This is a genomic window from Streptomyces sp. NPDC015032 (assembly GCF_043080425.1).
Taxonomy (GTDB): Bacteria; Actinomycetota; Actinomycetes; order Streptomycetales; family Streptomycetaceae; genus Streptomyces.
Genome location: NZ_JBIBVN010000048.1, coordinates 25,725 through 46,612 on the forward strand (window position 1 = coordinate 25,725; position 20,888 = coordinate 46,612).

13 protein-coding genes are annotated in these 20,888 nt (G+C 72.9%); 6 read left to right on the forward strand and 7 right to left on the reverse strand.

Features of this window, described 5'->3' with window-relative positions; all coding sequences use genetic code 11:
* Positions 1–457 precede the first annotated feature (457 nt).
* Entirely contained in the window at positions 458–1,573 is a 1,116-nt protein-coding gene (locus ACF08M_RS36755; protein ID WP_392189641.1) for a glycerate kinase, read from the reverse strand.
* 133 nt (positions 1,574–1,706) lie between these two features.
* Between ACF08M_RS36755 and ACF08M_RS36760 the strand changes: the two genes are divergently transcribed.
* From ACF08M_RS36760 to ACF08M_RS36770, 3 genes are all read left to right on the forward strand, one after another.
* Positions 1,707–2,201 carry an NUDIX domain-containing protein gene (locus tag ACF08M_RS36760; RefSeq protein ID WP_392189642.1) on the forward strand — a complete coding sequence of 165 codons (495 nt, stop codon included), beginning with the start codon at positions 1,707–1,709 and terminating at the stop codon, positions 2,199–2,201.
* A gap of 211 nt (positions 2,202–2,412) precedes the next feature.
* Positions 2,413–3,621 carry a hypothetical protein gene (locus ACF08M_RS36765; RefSeq protein ID WP_392189643.1) on the forward strand — a complete coding sequence of 403 codons (1,209 nt, stop codon included), beginning with the start codon at positions 2,413–2,415 and terminating at the stop codon, positions 3,619–3,621.
* 66 nt (positions 3,622–3,687) lie between these two features.
* Positions 3,688–4,428 (forward strand): NAD-dependent deacetylase, encoded by a 741-nt coding sequence (locus ACF08M_RS36770; protein WP_392189644.1) that lies wholly within the window; start codon positions 3,688–3,690, stop codon positions 4,426–4,428.
* 55 nt (positions 4,429–4,483) lie between these two features.
* Here the strand turns inward: ACF08M_RS36770 and ACF08M_RS36775 are convergent, their stop codons facing one another.
* A complete protein-coding gene (locus ACF08M_RS36775) occupies positions 4,484–4,888 on the reverse strand; it encodes a (2Fe-2S) ferredoxin domain-containing protein (RefSeq protein WP_392189645.1) in 405 nt (134 codons plus the stop codon).
* A 336-nt stretch (positions 4,889–5,224) separates the two neighbouring features.
* Between ACF08M_RS36775 and ACF08M_RS36780 the strand changes: the two genes are divergently transcribed.
* On the forward strand, positions 5,225–5,809 hold the full coding sequence (locus ACF08M_RS36780; protein ID WP_392189646.1) for a TMEM165/GDT1 family protein: 585 nt from the start codon (positions 5,225–5,227) through the stop codon (positions 5,807–5,809).
* Positions 5,810–5,963: 154 nt separating this feature from the next.
* Here ACF08M_RS36780 and ACF08M_RS36785 read toward each other — a convergent pair whose 3' ends face one another.
* The 3 genes from ACF08M_RS36785 to ACF08M_RS36795 form a co-directional block, all read right to left on the reverse strand.
* The gene (locus tag ACF08M_RS36785) at positions 5,964–6,488 is read right to left on the reverse strand and encodes a methylated-DNA--[protein]-cysteine S-methyltransferase (protein ID WP_392189647.1); all 525 of its coding nucleotides are present in this window, start codon (positions 6,486–6,488) and stop codon (positions 5,964–5,966) included.
* Positions 6,489–6,508: 20 nt separating this feature from the next.
* Entirely contained in the window at positions 6,509–7,981 is a 1,473-nt protein-coding gene (locus tag ACF08M_RS36790) for an AlkA N-terminal domain-containing protein (RefSeq protein WP_392189648.1), read from the reverse strand.
* A gap of 183 nt (positions 7,982–8,164) precedes the next feature.
* Complete coding sequence (locus ACF08M_RS36795; RefSeq protein WP_392189649.1) at positions 8,165–16,564, reverse strand: type I polyketide synthase; 8,400 nt, start codon at positions 16,562–16,564, stop codon at positions 8,165–8,167.
* Between the two features lie 483 nt (positions 16,565–17,047).
* Here ACF08M_RS36795 and ACF08M_RS36800 point away from each other — a divergent pair, with 483 nt between their 5' ends.
* The gene (locus tag ACF08M_RS36800; RefSeq protein WP_392189650.1) at positions 17,048–17,617 is read left to right on the forward strand and encodes a hypothetical protein; all 570 of its coding nucleotides are present in this window, start codon (positions 17,048–17,050) and stop codon (positions 17,615–17,617) included.
* Positions 17,618–17,776: 159 nt separating this feature from the next.
* Here ACF08M_RS36800 and ACF08M_RS36805 read toward each other — a convergent pair whose 3' ends face one another.
* Together ACF08M_RS36805 and ACF08M_RS36810 are read right to left on the reverse strand one after the other, a co-directional pair.
* The gene (locus tag ACF08M_RS36805; protein WP_392189651.1) at positions 17,777–18,301 is read right to left on the reverse strand and encodes an O-acetyl-ADP-ribose deacetylase; all 525 of its coding nucleotides are present in this window, start codon (positions 18,299–18,301) and stop codon (positions 17,777–17,779) included.
* Between the two features lie 197 nt (positions 18,302–18,498).
* A complete protein-coding gene (locus ACF08M_RS36810; protein WP_392189652.1) occupies positions 18,499–19,914 on the reverse strand; it encodes a phytoene desaturase family protein in 1,416 nt (471 codons plus the stop codon).
* A gap of 162 nt (positions 19,915–20,076) precedes the next feature.
* On the opposite strand from ACF08M_RS36810, the gene ACF08M_RS36815 reads away from it, so the two are divergent.
* Positions 20,077–20,880: a nucleotidyltransferase domain-containing protein gene (locus ACF08M_RS36815; protein WP_392189661.1), complete on the forward strand. Its 804-nt coding sequence runs from the start codon at positions 20,077–20,079 to the stop codon at positions 20,878–20,880.
* Positions 20,881–20,888 lie beyond the last annotated feature (8 nt).

Genomic DNA, 20,888 nt, shown 5'->3' on the forward strand with positions numbered 1-20,888 from the left:
CTTTCCCCCAACGGCCCTTGCCCGAAAATTGGGGGCGGGTCCCCCATCTATTTCTGTCCTCGAACGCCGGGCGGGCTTGATTTCGAAACGCCGGGCGGAGCGGTATGCGCACCCGTGGGACGGGATCCTTTTTCCAACCCCGTGGGGCTGGTTCTCAAGAACCGTCCGGGCGGACTTTCGAGCGCCGTCCAAGGCGGTTCTCAAACACCATCCGGGCCGGTTTTCGAGCCCATGCGGGCCGGTTCTCAAAAATTTCCCGAGCCGGTTCTCAAACACCGCTCCGACTGGTTCTCACACACCGCCCGGCCGGTTCTCACACACCACCCCGGCTGGAATTCAAGCCCACCGTATCGGGCGGGCTCGGAATTCAGTTCCGCCCGATAGAGCTGGAACTCCGGTCGCCGGACAGGCAGAGTCCCTCTCCCCGTCCGGCGGTCCAGGTCACGACCGTGGCGGACTACAGCAGGAAGTCGCGCGCGATCGCCTCGGATGCCCGTTCCAGCAGGGGGCCCGCATGGGCCATGGAGACCGCGGGGTCCGGTTCCAGGTCCGCGAGGGCGTACGCGCGGCTGATGCCCGCGCCGGCCAGGGCTTCCGGCGGCAGGGCGAGGCGGCCGCAGACCGCCACGACGTCGATGCCCGCGGCGCGGGCGGCCGCGGCCACACCTGCCGGGGCCTTGCCGTGGAGGGTCTGCTCGTCGAGCGATCCCTCCCCGGTGATCACCAGCGTGGCGCGTGCCAGCGCGGGGGCGAAGCCGAGGACGTCGAGCATGACCTCGATGCCGGGCCTGAACCGGGCGCCGAGGGCGACCAGCGCCCCGTAGCCGATGCCCCCCGCCGCGCCCGCTCCGGGCAGCCGGGCCCGGTCCGGGCCCAGGACGGACGCGTAGTGGGCAAGCGCGGCGTCGAGCGTCGCGATGTCCGCCTCGGTCGCGCCCTTCTGCCGGCCGTAGACCTCGGGGGCACCCGTGGGGCCTGTCAGCGGGTTGTCCACGTCGCTCGCGAGGATCAGATCGACATCGGCCAGGCGCGGGTCGAGGCCGGACAGATCCGCCTCCGCCAGGTCGGCGAGGCCGCCGCCCCCCGGGCCGACCGGATTGCCGTCCGCGTCCAGGAATCGGGCGCCCAGCGCGACCAGCATGCCCGCACCGCCGTCCGTGGTCGCGCTGCCACCGACGCCGAAGACAATCGTCCGGGCGCCCGCGTCGAGCGCCGCGGCCAGCAGCTCGCCGGAGCCGTACGTCGTGGCCGTGAGCGGGGCGAACACCCCTGCGGGGAGGTGCTGGAGGCCCGATGCCTCCGCCATCTCCACCACCGCGGTGGTGTCGCGCAGCGCGTACGTCGCGGTCACTGGATCCCCGAGGGGCCCGGTCACCCGCGCCTCGCGGCGCTCGAACCCGGCGGCCACCGCGGCCGCCACCGTGCCGTCGCCGCCGTCGGCCACGGGCAGGGCCTCGACCCGTACCCCGGGCACGACGCGCCGCAGCCCGGCCGTCACCCGGTCCGCGACCTGTACGGCCGTGAGCGAGCCCTTGAACTTGTCCGCCGCGACGAGCACGCGTGCGGTCTCCATCGCTGCTCCGTCCGCCACCTTGCATCCCTTGCTTTCGAACAGGCAGTCGCGCCGCACCCGACCCTATCCGCAGCGGATACCCGCTGCCCAGAGCCGTCGTCGCTCCGGCTCCGCCCCCCACTACGCTGCCCGCGTGACCACCACTGATTACGCCACCTACATCGCAGGCCTCCCTCGGGTGCTGGCCGCCGCGGCCACCGTGTTCCGGGACGACCGGGGGCGGGTGCTGCTCGTCGAGCCGAACTACCGGGAGGGCTGGGCACTGCCCGGCGGAACGGTCGAGTCCGACCAGGGCGAGAGCCCGCGCCAGGCCGCGCGACGCGAGACGGCCGAGGAGATCGGTCTCGACCGGACGCCGGGACGGCTGCTCGCGATCGACTGGGCACGCGGCCCGATGCGTCCGCCGATCGCCGCCTACCTGTACGACGGCGGAGTGCTGGACGAGGCGGAGACGAAGGCGATCCGGCTGCAGGAGGAGGAGCTCCTGTCCTGGGAACTGGTCGAGCGCGACGACCTCGACCGCTATCTGCGCGGCGCTCTCGCCCTGCGGGTGAGGGCGGCGCTGGAGGTGCTCGATTCCACCGGCGGCACGGTGGAACTGGAGGACGGGCTCCCGGCGGACGGCTGAGCCACGGGCCCGGTCGCATCGCGCACCACCAGGCACCGCGTATGACGCGTACCTCCCCCGCATTCCCTTGCATCCCTTTGCGCCCCGTTGTCATGGCGGGTCGTCAGCTGATAGTCCGGTCGGCGGCTGCCGGACACCCGCGTTCATGTGTCATTGGTCCGCAGTGCACGCTCGACCGGCATCATCCGGACTCCACGACAGCGGAGGGATCATGCGTACGCACACCGGCCGCCGCGGCGGACTGCTGGCCACCATCGTCACCGCGTTCGCCTGTGCGGCGGCCGTCGCCACGGCACCGGCCGGGGCCGCGGCCGCCCAACCGGCGTCGGCACCGGCCGCACAGCACGAGGTGCCGCTGTCGGTCGACGGCGGCGCCTGGCAGTCGGGTCATGTCCAGGGCATGGCCATCGACCGTCGCAAGGGCTTCATGTACTTCTCGATGACCAACCTGCTGGTCAAGACCGACCTCAGTGGCAACCCGGCCGGCTCGGTCACCGGATTCACCGGCCACCTCGGTGATCTGGACTTCAACGAGAAGGACGGCAGGGTCTACGGCTCGCTGGAGTACAAGGAGGCGAAGTCCTTCTACATCGCTATCCTCGACGCCGACCGCATCACCCGGATGGGCATGGACGCCCAGTCCACGGGTGTCGTCTCGACCGTCCACCTCAAGGAGGTCGTGAAGGACTTCACCGCCGACATGAACGGCGACGGCGTCTTCGACGGCGACACGGCCGATACGCCTGACCACCGGTACGGCTGCAGCGGCATCGACGGCATCGCGTTCGGTCCGGCGTTCGGCGACCGGCACGGCAGGCGCGGCGAGCGGAAGCTGACCGTCGCGTACGGCGTGTACGCCAACGCGGGCCGCACGGACAACGACCATCAGGTGCTGCTCCAGTACGACATCGCCCGGTGGAAGAAGTACGAGCGCCCGCTGACCGAATCGGCCCCGCACACCAGCGGCCCCGCCCACGTCGACGGGAAATTCTTCGCGTACACCGGGAACACCACGTACGGCGTGCAGAACCTGGAGTACGACGGGTACAGCGGCAATTGGCTGATGGCCGCCTACAAGGGCACCAAACCGAACTTCCCCAACTATTCGGTCTTCGCGCTGGACGGTGCGAGAAAGCCGGTACGCGGCCCCGTCCGCGGGCAGCAGAAGCCGGAGCGCGGCCTGCTGCTCCCCCTGCTGCGCGAAGGCGCGCACGACGCGGTGACGGATACGTACGGATGGCCGGCGCCGGGGCAGTACGGCCAGTACGGGCTGATCTCCCTCGACGACGGACGGTTCTACGTCGCGCAGAGCGGCACGGTCCAGGACGGCGGTGTCACGAAGCAGACCGCCCGCGCCGTGCTGAACACCTGGACGGGCCGGACCCCGTCACCGTTCAGCCCGGTCGGTCCCGCGGCCTGACACATGCCCCGGGCGGCGGCCGAAATGGCCTCGCGGGTGCCGGCCGGTGCTGCGTACGCTCGTGCCATGACTCTCGTCGCGATTCTCAGCGGCGCCGGTATCTCCACGGACTCCGGCATCCCCGACTACCGCGGGCCCAACGGACTTTGGCGGAAGGATCCGGAGGCCGAGAAGCTCGTCACGTACGACTTCTACATGGCCGATCCGGACATCCGCCGCCGCTCCTGGCAGATGCGCCGCACGAGCGCGACCTGGAGCGCGGAGCCGAACGCGGCGCACCGCGCGGTGGCGGAACTGGAGCGGTCCGGCGCCCCGGTGCGGGTGATCACGCAGAACGTCGACGGTCTGCACCAGCTCGCGGGGCTCCCGGCCCGCAAGGTTCTCGAACTGCACGGGACCGCGCGCGAGACGGTCTGCACCCGCTGCCACGCCCGCTCCCCGATGGCCGAGGCGCTGGCACGGGTCGAGGCGGGCGAGGCCGACCCGCCGTGCGCGGCCTGCGGCGGAATCCTGAAGTCGGCGACGGTCATGTTCGGTGAGCGGCTCGATCCGGTGGTGCTGGGCGAGGCGATGTCGATCGCCAAGGCCTGCCAGGTGTTCATCGCGGTCGGTACGACGCTCCAGGTGCAGCCCGCCGCGTCGCTGGCCGGGATCGCGGTGGACAACGGGGCCCGGCTGATCGTGGTGAACGCGGAACCCACGCCGTACGACGAACTGGCCGAGGAGACCATCCGCGAGCCCATCGGCACGGCGCTCCCGGCACTGCTGAAGCGGCTGGCCGAGGCCCCGGACACGACTCACGGCTAGGGCCTATCGTTTGGATCGGGCCGGAACCCGCAAGCCCGGTGCGGTCCGGACGAAATCAGTGATCGAGTTCCCGCTGCACGCGGCGCGAGGGGCGGAATGTGTAGAGGCCGAGGATCTCGGGCGGGTCCACCAGTCCCGGGCCGCCCGCCTCGGTCCAGGCGGCGATGTCCTTCACGGCGTCCCGGTCGTTGACCAGCCCGAGCCAGACCGGGCGGCCGCCGGCCCTGCGCCCCTCGGCGGAGGGCTGTACGACGATGACGTTGGCCTGCTCGCAGGCGTCCAGGCAGTCCACGGCGCGGACCGTGGCCGCCTCGCCGAGCGAGCGGCGCAGTTCGGCGAGCTGACCGGCGTGGTCCACGTCCGGGATCTTCGGTGTTCCGCAGCAGCAGCCGCGGCAGACGCTGACGGTGGGCCGGGGTGTGCCCGGGACCTGGGCGGCCTTGCGGGGGCGGCGGCTCATGCGGGGACGCCTCCGGTGCTGACGCGGGTGATCATCGTGGGACTGTACCGATACCCACCACCGGATCGAACATGTGCACTCCCCTGTCGGCGGGTGGGGTAGAGTGTGTGGCTGCGAAGGGGAGTAGCCCCGCAAACCGGTCGTCGACACACTGGAGCCCCCGGGTTCCCGGTGGCCGGGCCCGTGGATCCTTACGGGTGGGCGAGACCTTCGGTCAGGTATGACACGCCCGCGCCCCGTGGGCGCTGACGTCATGCCGGGCCGAGTGGTTCTCCGAAAGCCCGAGTGGCGCTTCGCGAAGGCCCGGGGCCCGGCTCTCACAGAAAGCCACCCGGAATGCATCTCGACCCCCTGGCGATCCTCACCGCCTTCGGGCTCATCTTCCTCGCGGAACTCCCGGACAAGACGATGTTCGCGTCGCTTGCCATGGGCACCCGCATGCGGCCGCTGTATGTCTGGTTCGGTACGTCGTCCGCCTTCATCGTGCACGTCGCCATCGCGGTCGGTGCGGGCAGCCTGATCAGTTTGCTGCCCGGCTGGATCGTCAAGCTCGTCTCGGCGTCCCTCTTCGCGTTCGGGGCCTTCATGCTGCTGCGCAACGGCGGCGGCGATGACGAGGAGGAGGGCGGCACCAAGACGGTGACCGGTTTCTGGCCGGTCTACTCGACCGCGTTCATGGCGGTCTTCATCAGCGAGTGGGGCGACCTCACCCAGATCACGACCGCCAATCTGGCCGCGAGCAACGGCACCTGGTCCACCGCGATCGGGTCCGCGGCCGCCCTGATGTCCGTCTCGGCTCTGGCCCTGCTGGCGGGGCAGTTCATCGCGAAGCGGGTACCGCTCAAGACGGTTCAGCGGATCGGCGGGCTCTGCATGCTGGGGCTGGCGATCTGGACGGTTGTGGAGATCTTCGCCAGCTGACGCCCCGCCGCTTCGTACGGAGCCGTTGCCCTGGTGCTCCTGTTGTTCCGCGCGGCCTCAAAGGCGGGCCCGGTGGTATCCGGGCCCGCCTTCGAGGCTCTTCTTCGAGGCTCTTCTTCGTGTTTCTTCTTCGTGTTTCTTCGCGCGGGCCGCGTCAGAAGAGCGCCGGGGTGTCGTCCTGCGTACCGCTCTCGAAGGCCAGCAGCCGCTGCTTGCGGTCGAGCCCGCCGCCGTAACCGGTGAGGCTGCCCGAGGTGCCGATGACGCGGTGGCACGGAACGATGATGCTCACCGGGTTCTTGCCGTTGGCAAGGCCCACCGCACGCGAGGCACCCGGTTTGCCCAGGATCTCGGCCAGTTCGCCGTACGAGCGGGTCTCGCCGTATGGAATCAGCAGGAGTTGCTCCCAGACGCTGCGCTGGAACGGGGTGCCGTCCAGGTGCAGCGGCAGGTCGAACTCACGCAGCTCACCGGCGAAGTAGGCGTCGAGCTGGCGGATCGCCTCCGTGAAGGGGCGCGGATCGGGCTCGCCGAAGGTCTCCTCGGGCGGGCGGTGCCGCTGATCGGTCATATAGAGGCCCGCGAGGACTCCGTCGGTGGCGACGAGGGTGAGCGGACCGTACGGGCTGTCGACGACCATGTGCTGCCGGGTCGTCGCAGGTGTGTGCCTGGCGGTCATGGGCTGAATTCCCAACTTGCTTATGCGGGGAGGTGGTTGATGGGGTGATCGTCCACGGTCCAAAGATACTGGACCGCGTAGGCCCGCCAGGGCCGCCAGGCCGCCGCGCGGGCGGTGAGAGCCGCGGGCGTCGACGGGAGGCCGAGTTCCCCTGCCGCGCGCCGGATGCCGAGGTCGGTGGGGAGGAACGCGTCCGGGTCGCCGAGCGCCCGCATCGCGATCACCTCGACGGTCCAGGGGCCGAAGCCGGGGAGAGCGTTCAGTTCGGACCGCGCCTGCTCCCAGTCGGTGTCGGTGCCGAGCTTCAGCGTGCCGTCGGCCAGTGCGCCGACGAGGGTGGTGAGGGTGGTGCGGCGGCTGCGCGGCAGGGCGAGTTGTCCGGGGTCGAGCCCGGCGAGGGCCTCGGAGGCCGGGAAGAGGTGGGTGAGGTCGCCCTCCGGATCGTCGACGGGGACGCCGTGCGCGGTGACCAGGCGGGCCGCGTGGGTGCGGGCGGCCGCGGTCGAGACCTGCTGGCCGAGCACGGCCCGTACGGCGAACTCCGCACCGTCGACGGTTCGCGGCACCCGTCGGCCCGGCGCCTTGTCGACCAGGGGGGCGAGCAGCGGATCGGCACGCAGCTGGTCGTCGACGGCCACCGGGTCGGCGTCCAGGTCGAGCAGCCAGCGGCAGCGGCTGATCGCGAGGGTGAGGTCGCGCGGATCGGTGAGGAAGAGCCGGCAGGCGATGTGGTCGGGGTGCGGGGTGAGGGCGACGATCCCGTGCCCGTACCGGAGCGTGAGCGTGCGACGGTAGGCGCCGTCGCGCCACTCCTCGACGCCGGGTACGGCGGTCGCGGCGAGGTGACCGAAGAGATTGGTCGGGTTGAGAGGGGCCCGGTAGGGCAGCCGCAGCGCTATCACGCCCGGAGCCGGCGCCGGTGTCGCGGACCGGGCGGCACGGCTGCGCAGCTCGCCCGGGGCGAGCGCGAAGACCTCGCGGACGGTGTCGTTGAAGGTACGGATCGAGGAGAACCCGGCGGCGAACGCGACCTCGGCCATGGGCAGCCCGGTCGTCTCGATGAGCAGCCGCGCGGTCTGGGCACGCTGCGCGCGGGCCAGAGCGAGCGGACCGGCGCCCAGCTCGGCGAGAAGCTGGCGCTCGATCTGCCGGGCGGAGTAACCGAGCCGGACCGCGAGTCCGGGGACGCCCTCACGGTCGACGACACCGTCCCGGATGAGTCGCATCGCACGGGCGACGGAGTCCGCGCGGGCGTTCCACTCCGGGGAACCGGGGCTGGTGTCGGGCCGGCACCGCTTGCAGGCCCGGAATCCGGCCTGCTGGCAGGCGGCGGCGCTGGGGTAGAAGGTCATGTTCTCGACCTTGGGCGGCACGACGGGGCAGCTGGGGCGGCAGTAGATCCGGGTGGTCAGGACCGCCGTGAAGAACCAGCCGTCGAAGCGGGCGTCCTTGGACCGGACGGCTCGCACGCAGCGCTCGGTGTCGGTGTGCATGGTTCAAGCATCGGGCACCGGACACCCGGGCGCTGGCGAGAATCCGACATCGACGTCGCACTGCCAGCACCTCGGTACGGTCCGGGCCCTGCGGGAACCGCAAGCACTTCGGGGCGATGGTCTTCGCCGCGCTCGCCGAGGAACCCAGGACGTCTCCCCGGTCGTCCTCGGACCAGGACGTCCTCAGACCCGGCTGCCGAGCCACTGGTGGATGGCGAGTGCGGTGGTACGGGCGTGTTCCTCCAGCATGGTGAAGTGATCCCCGGGCACGGTGATCTCGGCGTGCGGCAGGCTCCAGTCCGGGGCGGGTTCGGTGCCGGGCAGCGGGTCCCGGGCGCGTACGTACAGGGTGGGACAGGCGAGCGGCGCGGGTTTCCAGTCACTGAAGCGTTCGAAGTATCCGGCCATGGCGGTGAGCCCGTCGGGGTCGGCAGAGGCGTATTCCGCCGCCCGGCGCAGCATGTCCGAGGTCATCGCGGAGAGTTCCTGACCCCGGTCGCCGTGAGCGGGGGGATAGGTGTCCACCAGGACCACGGCCGCCGGGGCGTCCCCCTCGGACTCCAGACGCTCGGCAACGGCATGGGCCACCCAGCCACCGGCCGACCGTCCCAGCAGTACCAGGGGGCCTTCGGCCGCGGCTGCGCGGACGGCGGTGGCCTGGGCGGTGACGAGAGCGTCCAGTGTGGCGGGCAGAGCCTCTCGGGGCTCGAACCCCGGGTGCCGCACCGCGGAAACCGGACGCAGCCCTCGCAGCCCGGCACCGAGGCGCGCGTACTCCTGCGGCCCGGACAGCGCGCTGAGCGCGGGGGAACAGACCAGCCGGACCCCCGCGCCGCCCGCCGCGAGCGTGACGGGTTCGTGCGTCGCACCGGACGCCCCGGTCCTGTCGAAGACCGGACGCAGGCGCGCCGCGATGGTCAGGAGCGCCATGCCGTCCCAGCTCCGTCCCCGGGCGCATGCGGTACGGAAGAGCATGCCCAGGGAGTCCGGAGCTCCCCCGGCGTGCGGTGCGTCGGCGGCCTGCACCCGGGCGTCCGCCGGAGCGCCCGCCTCCGGGCCGTCCCCCGCGCCGTCGTCCGCCCGCCGGCCCCGGGAGCCCGGGGGGCCGGCGGTCTCGGGCCGTGCCGGGCCGTCGGGCGCGGCGCCCACCGGAGGTGCCTCGGCGGCATACCGCCGCGTCAGCTCGGCGGCGAGCGCGCGCGGCGTCGGGAAGTCGAACAGCAGCGTGGACGGCAGTGCCAGTCCCGTCCACGCCGCGAGCTCATTGCGCAGATCGACCGCGGCCAGGGAGTCCAGCCCCAGGTCCGCCAGCAGGGTGTCCTCGTCGATCTCGCTCGCCTCCTCCCGGTGGCCCAGGACACGGGCCGCCAGGGTCCTGACCTGTGTGAGCAGCACCCCGCCCCGCTCGCCGGGGGGAGCGGCCGCCGGCGCCCGGCCGAGTCGGTCCCCGTCCCCGTCGCCCGCGTCGGCAGCAGGGGTTCGGGGCCGGTTCGCCGCCGTGCCGCCGCCGCGGAGAGCGGCCGGGACGAGGCGGGCCGCCACCACCACGGGGTCGTCGCCGGCCACGGCCGCGTCGAAGAGGGCCAGTCCTTCTTCCGGCCCCAGCGGGCCGAACCCGGAGCGGGCCATCCGCTGCCGGTCCGCGTCGCCGAGGTGCGCCATCATGCCGTCGTTCTGCCGCCAGGGCCCCCAGACGATCGACGTACCGGGCAGCCCGAGCCGCCCGCGGTGCCGTGCCAGGGCATCCAGCACACAGTTGGCCGCGGCGTAGTTGGCCTGGCCGGCGGAGCCGAAGGTACCCGCCACGGAGGAGAACAGCGCGAACACGGCCAGGTCGTGTCCCCGGGTCAGTTCGTGCAGGGCGAGAGCGGCGTCCGCCTTGGGGCGCAGCACCCGCCTCAGACGGTCGGTGGTGAGCGCCGCGACGACGCCGTCGTCCAGCACCCCCGCGGTGTGCACGACACCGGTCAGCGGGTGGGCCGCCGGTACCGCGTCGAGCAGGGCGGCGAGCGCGGTCCGGTCCGCGACGTCACAGGCCTGAACGGTCACCTGGGCGCCCGCCTCACGCAGCTCCGCGACGAGTTCCCGGGCCCCCGGGGCGTCCGGCCCGCGTCGGCCGGCGAGCAGCAGATGCCGGACGCCGTGGGCAGTGACCAGGTGCCGCGCCACCAGCATGCCCAGGGAACCGGTGCCGCCGGTGACCAGGACGGTGCCCTCCGGGTCGAGCGGGCGCCGCTTCCGCGGCTGCGGTGCCGCCTCGGCCGACGGCACCAGCTCCGGCACGTACGCCGCCCCCCGGCGTACGGCTGCCTCCGGCACCGAGGCGGCCAGCAGGGCGGGCAGGGCACTCCAGGAGTCGGGGTGTCCGTCCACGTCGATCACGGCGAAGCGGCCCGGGTTCTCCCGCAGGGCCGAGCGGACCAGTCCCCACACCGGTGTGTGCAACGGTACGGACGCCGTTTCGCCGGATGCGCCGTCATTCCCGCGACCGGCGCCGTCCGCGGGGAAACCGTCGTCGGCCGAAGTGACGGCACCGGACGTCACGAGGACGAGACGGGAGCGGGACAGGTGCGGTTCGGCGAGCCATTCCTGCACGAGCTCCAGCGCCCAGCCCGCTGCCCGCAGCAGCCCGGAAGCCTGGTCCTGCGCCCCGCCGGTCGTGTCCGGCGGCGGGCACGGTGCCACGACGACGGCCGACGACGCGTCGCATGCCGCCGGGCCGCGGTACACCGGGACGCCGGAACCCGGGGGCGCGAGGGCGTCCACCAGCCGTGTGCCCGCCGTGCCCAGAACCCCCCAGCGGGGCACCGCCACGGGTGCGGGCGGCCCGGTCAGCGGCACCCAGTCCGTCCGGTGGAGAGCCCCGGTGACTGCGTCCGCCGTCGTCGGGCAGGTACGCGGAAGGGGCCGGAGCGTCAGCGAACGGACCGTCGCCACCAAGGAGCCCGTCTCGTCGGTCAGTTCCACCCCGGCCTGCCCGTCGGGCCCGGGGGCCATCCGCACCCGCAGACGCTGGGCGCCGGTGGCGTGCACGCGCACTCCGCTGAAGACGAACGGCAGGGACAACCCGCCGCCCGCCGGATCCGCCGTCCCGGAACCGTTCGTGATCAGGCTGTCCAGGGCCCGGGCGTGCAGCGCCGCGTCGAACAGCGCGGGATGCAGGAGGAACCCCGGGCCGCCCGTCTCCGGGCGCGGGGTCCGGGCCGCCTCGGGCAGCGCGACGTCGGCGTACAGCTCCTCCCCGTGCCTCCAGGCGGCACGCATGCCCCGGAAGGCGGGGCCGTAACCCAGCCCGTCGGCGGCCAGTCGCTCGTACGGTCCGGTCTCCGGACCGCCGTCGTGCAGCGGCACCGCCGCCTCCGGCGGCCAGGGCGCGGCCGGCCGGGACGCTCCGCCGGCCTCGGCGGCGGCCTCTCCCGGTTCCGCGGGCTCCGGTGCCGGCGCGAGAGTGCCGACGGCGTTCCGGAGCCAGGGCCCGTCACCCGCCGGAGCGTGCGGCCGGGAGTGGAAGTGCACGGCCCGCCGTCCCGTGTCGTCCGCCCCCGCCACCTTCACCTGCACGGCGACGGCACCGTCCGGGGGCAGGGACAGCGGCGCGGTCAGGACGAGCTCGTCCAGGACGGCCGCGCCCGTCAGCTCACCGGCGTGGAGGGCCATGTCGACGAAGGCGGTCGCCGGCAGCAAGACCTCCCCGGCCACCGCGTGGTCGGCGAGCCACGGCTGGTCGCGCACCGAGAGCACCCCGCTCAGCAGCAACCCGTCGTCGTCGGCCGTGCGGGTCCGCGACCGCAGGAACGGATGGGCGGCCTCGGTCGTCGGGGCCACGGGCGGCTGCTCCGGGGCGCTCTCCAGCCAGTACCGGCGGCGCTGGAAGGCGTATGTGGGCAGTGCGACGCGCCGCCCGCCCAGCCCGGCGAATACGGCCCGCCAGTCGACGGGCACGCCGTGGGCGTGCAGCGCGGCCAGCGTGTCGAGCAGGGCGTGCGCTTCCGGTCGCGTCCCGCGCAGTGTCGGCAGGACCAGCGGTGCCGGGCCCCGCTTGCCGCCGCCCGCTTCGTCCGTGTCCGGGCCGGCCGGCGCCGGTCCGGACGAGGCGAGGCAGTCTCGTACCAGGCCGGTGAGCACCCCGTCCGGCCCCAGTTCGACATGAAGTGCCGCGCCTCGCTCACCCAGGTGCGCCACCGAATCGGCGAAGCGGACCGGACGGCGGACATGGTCCACCCAGAACTCCGGTGTGCACAGCTCCTCGTCGGTGGCCGCCCGGCCCGGCACGGCGGTGATCAGAGGCAGCCGCGGCGCCGCGAAGGACAGTCGCCGGACCACGTCCGCGAAGTCCGCCAGCACGGGCTCCATCCGAGCGGAGTGGAAGGCATGGCCGACCCGCAGCGGCGTCACCGAACGCCCCTGCTTCCGGAAGTACGCGGCGGCCTCCCGCACCGCGGCGTCGTCGCCGGAGACGACCACCGAGGCGGGCCCGTTGACCGCCGCGATCTCCACCGCACACCCGGTCTCGGCGAGGTGGGCGGCCACCTCGTCCGCGCCGGCGGCCACGGCCGCCATCGCGCCGCCCGGAGGCAGCGCGTCCATCAGCCGGCCCCGGGCCGCCACCAGCGTGCACGCGTCCGCGAGGGACAGCACCCCGGCGACATGCGCCGCCGCCACCTCGCCCACCGAGTGCCCGGCCACCTGACCGGGGCGTACCCCCCACGCCTCGAACTGCCGGAACAACGCGGTCTCCAGAGCGAAGAGCGCCGGCTGCGCGAACCGGGTCGTGTCCAGCAACGCGCCCGTCTCCGTACCTGGCCCGGCGAACATGACGTCGCGCAGGGGCACCGGCAGCAGCGGGTCGAGCAGGGCACAGCACTCGTCCAACGAACTGGCGAAGGCCGGATGCAGATCCCGCGACTCGTACAATTCACGGCCCATACCGACGCGCTGACTGCCCTGGCCGGTGAACAGGAAGGCCGTCGAGGCGTGATGGCGGGACGTGCCCGTGTGCACTCCGGGCCGGCCGCCGCCCTCCGCCACAGCCTGCAGGGAGCCGAGCAGTTCGGCACGGTCCCGGGCCACCACCACGGCCCGGTGTTCCAAGGCCGCACGCGTGGTGGCGAGCGAGTACCCGATATCCACCAGGGACGCATCAGGGGCGGCGACCACGTGGTCGTACAGCCGTCGCGCCTGGGCCCGCAGCCCCGGCAGGCTCCTCGCCGACACCGGAAAGGCCACCACGGCCGGTCCGGGACGTGTCGCGCCTTCCCGCACCGCCCCGGGCCCGACGCGGCCGCTTGCGGCCCCGCCGTCCGCCACGGCATTCGGCGGTGCGGTCGCCCCGTCGCCCGGGGGCTCTTCGAGCACCACATGGGCGTTGGTGCCGCTGATGCCGAACGAGGAGACGCCCGCCCGGCGGCGACGGTCCGTCGCCGGCCATTCCACCGACCGGGTCAGCAGCGCGACCCGTCCCGTCGACCAGTCGACACGGGGGGTCGGCTCGTCGGCGTGCAGCGTACGCGGCAGCACGCCGTGCCGCATCGCCTGCACCATTTTGATCACGCCGGCCACTCCGGCGGCGGCCTGGGTGTGGCCGATGTTCGACTTCACCGAGCCCAGCCGGAGGGGACGCTGCCGCGCGTGGCGCCCGTACGTCGCGAAGAAGGCCTCCGCCTCGATGACGTCGCCCAGCCGGGTGCCGGTGCCGTGCGCCTCCACCGCGTCGATGTCCCCGGGGTTCAGCCCCGCGTCCACGAGTGCCTGCCGGATCACCCGCTGCTGGGCCGGTCCGTGCGGTGCGGTCAGCCCGTTGCTCGCCCCGTCCTGGTTCACCGCCGAGCCGCGCACCACGGCCAGTACCGGAAGTCCGGCGCGGCGCGCCTCGGACAACCGGCTGAGCAGCAGCATGCCGGCGCCCTCGGCCCACCCCGTGCCGTCGGCGGACGCGCCGAACGCCTTGCAGCGGCCGTCCGGAGCCAGCGCCCGCTGGCGGCTGAACTCCACGAACGACGAGGGTCCCGACATCACCGTGGCGCCGCCGGCCAACGCAAAGGCGCACTCGCCGCGGCGCAGCGCCTGGGCTGCCAGGTGCAGGGCCACCAGGGACGAGGAGCACGCCGTGTCCACGGTGAGGGCCGGGCCTTCGAGGCCGAAGGTGTAGGCGATACGACCCGAGGCGACGCTTCCGGCGTTGCCGAGGCCGAGGTACCCCTCGACCTGCTCGGGCGTCCTTGTCAGGTGGCGGGCGTAGTCGCTGTACATCAGGCCGACGTACACCCCGGTCGCCGAGCCGCGCAGGGTGCCGGGGACGAGACCGGCGTGTTCGAAAGCCTCCCAGGCCACTTCGAGCAGCAGCCGGTGCTGCGGGTCCATGGCCAAGGCCTCGCGGGGAGAGATGCCGAAGAAGCCGGGGTCGAAGCGGTCCGCACCGGAGAGGAAGCCGCCCTCGCGCACATACGTCCGTCCGGGCCGCCCGGGGTCCGGGTCGTACAGCGCCCCGGTGTCCCAGCCCCGGTCGGTGGGGAAGGGGCCGATGGCGTCCCTCCCGTCGGCCACCAGCCGCCACAGCTCCTCGGGAGAGGTCACGTCGCCGGGATAGCGGCAGGCCATCCCCACGATCACCACAGGGTCGTCGTCCGGCCGGGCCGCACTCCGGTGCACGGGCCCGGCGCCGGCCGGCGCGGCGGCGTTCCGTTCCCCGAGGTGGGCGGCGAGCGCGGCGGCCGTGGGAAAGTCGAAGGCAACGGCCTCGGAGAGCGGCAGGCCGGTTGCCGCCGACAGCCGCTCCCGCAATACCGTCGCCGTCAGGGAGTCCATGCCCAGGTCCCGCAGTGCCGTGCTCGGCTCCACTGCCTGAGCGGGACGGCCGAGCACGGCCGCCACCTCGTTCATCACCAGGGCCAGCAGGTCCTCCGACGGCTTCCCGGCGGCCTCCGCGCCCAGTGCCCTCGCCGGCCGGCCGGCGAGGTCCCGCCGCAGGATCTTCCCGGAGGTGGTACGGGGAATGTCCGCCAGCTCGAACAGTTCGACGGGCACTTTGGAGCCGGACAGTTCCGCACGGCAGGCGGCGAGGATGCGCCCCCTGTCCAGCCCGCCGCCACCGGGCTCGGCGACCAGATAGCCGACCGGCACCTCGCCGAAGACGGGGTGCGGGCGTCCGGCCACGGCGGCGTCCGCCACCCCCGGCAGCCGCCGCAGCACCGCCTCCACTTCCGAAGGGTGGATGTTCACCCCGCCGCGAATGATCAGATCGCCGGCCCGGCCGGTGATCGACAGTCCGCCGAAGCCATCGATCCTGGCCAGATCGCCCGTGCGGAACCAGCCCTCGCGCAGTACTTCCGCGGTGGCTTCCGGCCCCCCGTGGTAACCGGTCATGACTCCGGGCCCGCTGACCCACAACTCGCCCTCGCCCGTGTCCCGGCCGTCGGGGCCCCCGCCGACCCGGACCCGGGTGCCGGGCAGCACCCGGCCGCACTCCCCCGACGTCGTCGCCTCGCCCGGCGCCGGCATGGTGACCGGGCCCGCCTCCGTGCTGCCGTAGTGCTCCAGATAGGGGACACGGCAGATCGTCTCGAAGGACTCGCGGAACCCGGGCCCTGCCGCGGCACCACCGCTGACGCAACCCCGCAGCGCGGGGGCGCCGAGACCGCCGGAGTCCGTGCCGCCCGCTTCGCCCCGGACCGCGTCGAGCAGCGCCGAATAGGTGGTCGGGACCCCGCCGAGCAGAGTGAACGAGGCGTCCTCGCCCCGCAGTTCGCCGAGCACTCCCGCCACCGAGAACCGGGGCAGCAGCACCGCGCTCGCCCCCACCGCGGTCACCCCGAGGAAGCACACGATCTGACTCATCGCGTGATGGAGGGGCAACGGCCACAGCACGCGGTCCCGTTCGGACAGGCCCAGGACACCGACGAGCCCCGCCGCTACCGGCGCGAGGCGGTTGCGCTGGGTGGACAGGACACCCTTGGGCGTGCCGGAGGAGCCCGAGGTGTAGAGCAGCCAGGCCACTTCGTCCAGGGCGAGATCGTCCCGGGCAGGCGTCCGTGGCTCGGTGCCCGCCAACTCCTCGTACCGCAGAACGCCGTCCGCGCCCGCGACCGCGGCGGGCCGGTCCACGGTTCCGCCGGCCTCGTCCGCCGGCTCCCCGAAGTCCGCGTGCGCAGGCGAGTTCCCGCCCCCGTCCTCGTCGCCGCCTTCGGCCGCCACCACGGTCAACCCGGGCCGGAACAACAGTTTTTGCCGCTGCGTCAGGCAGGCAGCATCGGTGATGAGCACCCGTGCCCCGCTGTCGTCCAGCAAGCGGGTCAGCTCCTCCTCCGAGCTCCCGGGGTCCAGAGGTACGCCCACACCGCTCGCCCGGGTGACGGCGAGCAGGCTCTCGACCGCCTCGACACGGTTGCCGAGCAGTACGGCCACCCGGTCCCCGCGCGCCAGGCCGAGTCCTGCCAGGTGACCGGCCAGCCTTGCGGTCCTCCGTTCCAGCTCCCGGTAGGTCACACGCCTGAGCCGGTCCTGGAAACAGACCTTGTCCCCGAGGTGCCGGGCGTGGTGCCCGAGCAGTTCCGGCAGTGGTTTGACGATGCCGGCGTGCGTACCCACCGCATGACCTCCTTGAGACGACCCGTCGTTGAGGACGACGGCACCGTGCACCGGGTTGCCTGCCTGCAGACGCGGGATCAGGGCGACCGTCCCCGAACGCGTCGGCCGGCTCGCGGGCCGGGCACGGCGACGCGCACGGCCATGCCGCTTCGACAGGGCTGTCCATCGCTGCCACAACGCCGTCGATTGCCGCCTTCACCGACTCGAGCAGTGGCGCGGCATCGCCACCCGCCATGAGAAACGGCCCGGCCACTGCCTGGCCCCCGTCACCCTGGCCGGCGCACTCATCCGGCTCGACGCCTGACCGCCAGGACGCTCCCCAGGGCGTAGCAGTCCGGTGACAAAGAATGATCTGTTCCGTCGACTGTTCGCGCTAACTTCGATCTTGCACGCCGCCCCATCGCCTCCCGGTTCCCGGTTCCCGCACGAGAGGGAACAGGCAACGTGCGCGTACTCACCGCTACTTCGCTCAGGAGAACCCGCATGTCTCTGTCAACGACCCGCCGCACGAGCATCCGAGTCCGCGCACTGGCCGGCACCATCCTGACAGCCGCTCTGCTGGCACCCGCCGCAACAGCTGTCGCCGCCACGCCCGCCGCGCACCACACCACGGCACCGGCCGCCACGGCCAAGGCGGCATCCCCGGTCCGCACCCAGCCCCTGGCGGACGGCAGCACGGCCGAGATCTACGAACTCGGCGCCCAGCACTACCTCGTCAAGATCGTCTCCCGCGGTCAGGTCTACGGCACGCTGGAGGCGAACCAGCGCGACGCCGGACTCGACGCCAACGACATGTTTGTCGTGCTTACGTCGGGCGGCCAGGTCCATTCCTGGATGGGCGGCGGACACCGCGGACCGGGCACGTTCAAGCTCGCGGGCGGCTGGACGGCCAAGGTCACGAAAATCGGCGACCTCCGGTACCGCGCGCAGATCCTCGGCCACGAGGGCGCTGTGTACGGCACGCTGGAAGCGAACCAGCACGACACCGGACTCGACGCCAACGGCGTATACATCGTGCTCAGCGCCGGCGGTGTGATCAGCGCCCACCTGTAAACGCCTGCCCGGCCGCGGTGGTGGAGCCACCTCCGGCGGCTCCACCGCCGCAGTGACGGAAACGACGGAACGTCAGTGACGGGTCGTACCGCACCGGCTGCCTCGGGTGGCAGCTCAGAGCCTGTCGGGCCGAGCAATTGCCTCAGCAGCGTATTCATCTCAGCCGACCTGCGCGACGAACGCCTCGTAGGCCCGGTCGTCGAAGAGGACGAACCTGACTTCCTCGACGTCTGTGTGAGCCGCCCGCACCGTCTCCACGGCGATACGCGCGGCATCTTCCAGCGGCCAGCCGTACGCACCGGCCGAAATGGCCGGGAAGGCGACGGTCCTCGCACCGAGCTCGTCGGCGACGCGCAGGCACTCGCGGTAGCAGGACGCCAACAGGGACGGATCGCTGCCGGAAGTCCCGTACACCGGGCCCACGGTGTGGACCACCCATCGGGCGTCGAGCCTGCCGGCGGTCGTAGCGACGGCTTGGCCTGTGCGCAGGCCCTTTCCGTACCGCGAGGCACGCAACTCCCGGCAGGCGGCGAGGATCTCCGGACCGCCGCGCCGGTGGATCGCTCCGTCGACCCCGCCGCCGCCGAGCAGGGAGGAGTTCGCCGCGTTGACGATGACATCGACGGACTGCTGGGTGATGTCGCCGCGTACCAGGGTGACGGTGACGGCCTCGGGTGTGCCCATGCGGCCCATGATGCCGTGCCCCCTCCGTCCGGGCTTCCATGGCGCCCCGAAGACCCCGTCGAAGACCGGGCGGCCGCGCTCGCCGTGGACGGGCCGTGCCGCTCAGAGCCTGTCGGGTGGCCCTTGGGCATTTCGGCAACGCGGGAAGCGTGCGTGCCAGAGCGTGGCCGCCCGAGCAGAGGTCACCCGACAGGCTCTCAGGCCGCCCGCAGCCGCCGCCAGACCGCCTTCGCCGCGTGGTGGCCGGACATGCCGTGCACGCCGGGACCGGGCGGAGTGGCCGAGGAGCACAGGAAGACCGCCGGATGCGCCGTCGCGTAGGGCACGCGTGCGAGCTTGGGCCGGATCACCGTCTGGAGGCCGGAGAACGCACCGCAGGCGATGTCGCCGCCGACGTAATTGGCGTTGCGTGCCGCGAGTTGGGGCGGCCCGGCGACCGCCCGGGCGAGCACCAGATCACGGAAGCCCGGGGCGAAGCGCTCCAACTGCCGTTCGATCACGTCGGTGGCGTCGCCCTCCCAGCCCGCCGGGACGTGTCCGTATGCCCAGAAGACATGCCGACCCTCGGGTGCGCGGGACGGATCGACCAGGCTGGGCTGCGCGGTGATCAGGAACGGCACGCTCGGGTCGCGGCCTGCCACAGCGGCGCTCAGCGCGGCGTCGATCTCGCCGGCCGTGGGGCCGATGTGGACCGTTCCTGCCCGGCGGGCCTCCTGCGCGGTCCAGGGGACGGGGCCCGAGAGCGCGTAATCGATCTTGAAGCAGGACGCTCCGTACCGGTAGTCGCGGTACGCGTGCCCCAGCCCCGCAATGCGGGCGACGGCGGTCGGCGAGGTGTCGAAGATGTAGGCACGGGCGGGCGGGAGCTCGTCGAGCCGCTTGACCTCCGTACCGGTACGGATCGTGCCGCCCTGTTCGCGTGTGTACGAGGCGAGGGCGTCGGAGATGGCCTGCGACCCGCCGCGCGGCACCGGCCAGCCCCTCTCGTGCGCGGCGAGGGCGAAGAGCAGGGCGATTCCACCGGTGGCCACGCCGCTGACGGGGGCTATGGCATGGGCGGCGAGTCCGGCGAGGAGACCGCGTGCCTTCGCGCCGCTGAACCGGCGGGAGAGCAGCGTCGCGGGCTGCAGCGCGTCGAGACCGAATCGCGCCCAGCGGTACGGGTCCCGGGGCAGCCCGTCCCACGGGGTGCGGAGAAAGTCCTCGGCGAGGGTGTCCCAGTGGCCGGTGTACGGGGCGACGAGCCTGCGGTACGCCCCCGCGTCCGTGGCACCCAGCGACATGGCGGTCTCTCCCACCGAACCGGTGAGCACGGCGGCCGACCCGTCCGGGAACGGGTGGGCGAGCGCCAGTTCGGGCTGGAGCCACTCCAGGCCGTGCCGGGCGAGCGGCATCCCGGCGAACGCGGGCGATCCGATGCCCAGTGGATGCACCGCGGAACAGGGGTCGTGACGGAAGCCGGGGAGGGTGAGCTCCTCGGTACGGGCACCGCCTCCGACGGTGTCGGCCGCCTCGAAGACCTCCACGGCGAAGCCGCGGCGGGCCAGTTCGGCCGCGGCGGTCAGTCCGTTGGGTCCCGACCCAACGATGACGGCATCAAGCATCGACGGCACCTTTGGACTCCTTCGTCAGCCGACGGCCAGAACACCCAGGATATTCCGAGGCGCCGACGGCGCGGCCGCGGGTAGGGTCGCCGTTTGATGAATACACCGAACTCCCCGGCCGCCGCATCCGTGACGGGCCCCGCCTCCGGTGTTCCCGCCCGTATTGCCGACATGGCCTCCCTGCTCACCGCACTGCCCGGAATCCGGGCCGTCGTCCTGGGCGGCAGCCGGGCCCGTGGCACCCATCGCCCGGACTCCGACTGGGATCTGGGCGTGTACTACCGGGGCGTTCCCGATCTGGCCGCACTGACCGCACTGGCGTCCGAGGTGCAGGGCTCCCCGGTCGAGGTCACGGGTCCCGGCGGCTGGGGACCATGGGTGAACGGCGGGGCCTGGCTGCGGGTGGACGGTGTCCCGGTGGACTGGATCCTGCGCGATCTGGACCGGGTGGAGGCGGTCTGGGCGGACTGCCGCGAAGGACGCTTCGAAGTGGGTGTACAACCGGGACATCCGCTCGGGTTCTGGTCCCCCGCGTATCCCGGGGAGGTCGCACTCGGCCATGTAATCGCCGATCCCCGGGGGGAATTGAGGGCGCTTCAGCAGGAGACCCGGAACTATCCCGAGCCCCTGCGCACCGCGCTCGTCGAAGCCGCGTGGGAGGCCGACTTCTCGGTGGGTGCCGCCCGCAAGTCGGCCCCCGCCGGTGACACGCTCCATGTGGCCCTGTGTCTGTCACGGGCGTTCGGCATCCTCGTCCAGTCCCTCCACGCCCATCACCGCACCTGGTGTCTGAACGAGAAGGGCGCGTCGGCCGCCGCGGCGGCCCTGCCGGACACCCCGGTGGACTTCGGCGTACGGATCGACGAGGCGCTGCGGGGGCTGGACGCGGCGGCGGTGGAGCGGGCCGCCGGACTGGTCCGGGAGGTACGGTCGGCGCTCGCGGCGGGCACCGGGGAGGGCGGGGTCCGGCCGTAATCGCCGAA

What these genes read in the sequence shown, in the direction of transcription:
- ACF08M_RS36770 (WP_392189644.1), top strand. Translation starts at nt 3,688, where the DNA reads ATGACTCTCGTCGCGATTCTCAGCGGCGCCGGTATCTCCACGGACTCC.
- ACF08M_RS36765 (WP_392189643.1), top strand. Translation starts at nt 2,413, where the DNA reads ATGCGTACGCACACCGGCCGCCGCGGCGGACTGCTGGCCACCATCGTC.
- ACF08M_RS36790 (WP_392189648.1), bottom strand. Translation starts at nt 7,981, where the DNA reads ATGCACACCGACACCGAGCGCTGCGTGCGAGCCGTCCGGTCCAAGGAC.
- ACF08M_RS36805 (WP_392189651.1), bottom strand. Translation starts at nt 18,301, where the DNA reads ATGGGCACACCCGAGGCCGTCACCGTCACCCTGGTACGCGGCGACATC.
- ACF08M_RS36755 (WP_392189641.1), bottom strand. Translation starts at nt 1,573, where the DNA reads ATGGAGACCGCACGCGTGCTCGTCGCGGCGGACAAGTTCAAGGGCTCG.
- ACF08M_RS36815 (WP_392189661.1), top strand. Translation starts at nt 20,077, where the DNA reads ATGGCCTCCCTGCTCACCGCACTGCCCGGAATCCGGGCCGTCGTCCTG.
- ACF08M_RS36780 (WP_392189646.1), top strand. Translation starts at nt 5,225, where the DNA reads ATGCATCTCGACCCCCTGGCGATCCTCACCGCCTTCGGGCTCATCTTC.
- ACF08M_RS36785 (WP_392189647.1), bottom strand. Translation starts at nt 6,488, where the DNA reads ATGACCGCCAGGCACACACCTGCGACGACCCGGCAGCACATGGTCGTC.
- ACF08M_RS36775 (WP_392189645.1), bottom strand. Translation starts at nt 4,888, where the DNA reads ATGAGCCGCCGCCCCCGCAAGGCCGCCCAGGTCCCGGGCACACCCCGG.
- ACF08M_RS36800 (WP_392189650.1), top strand. Translation starts at nt 17,048, where the DNA reads ATGTCTCTGTCAACGACCCGCCGCACGAGCATCCGAGTCCGCGCACTG.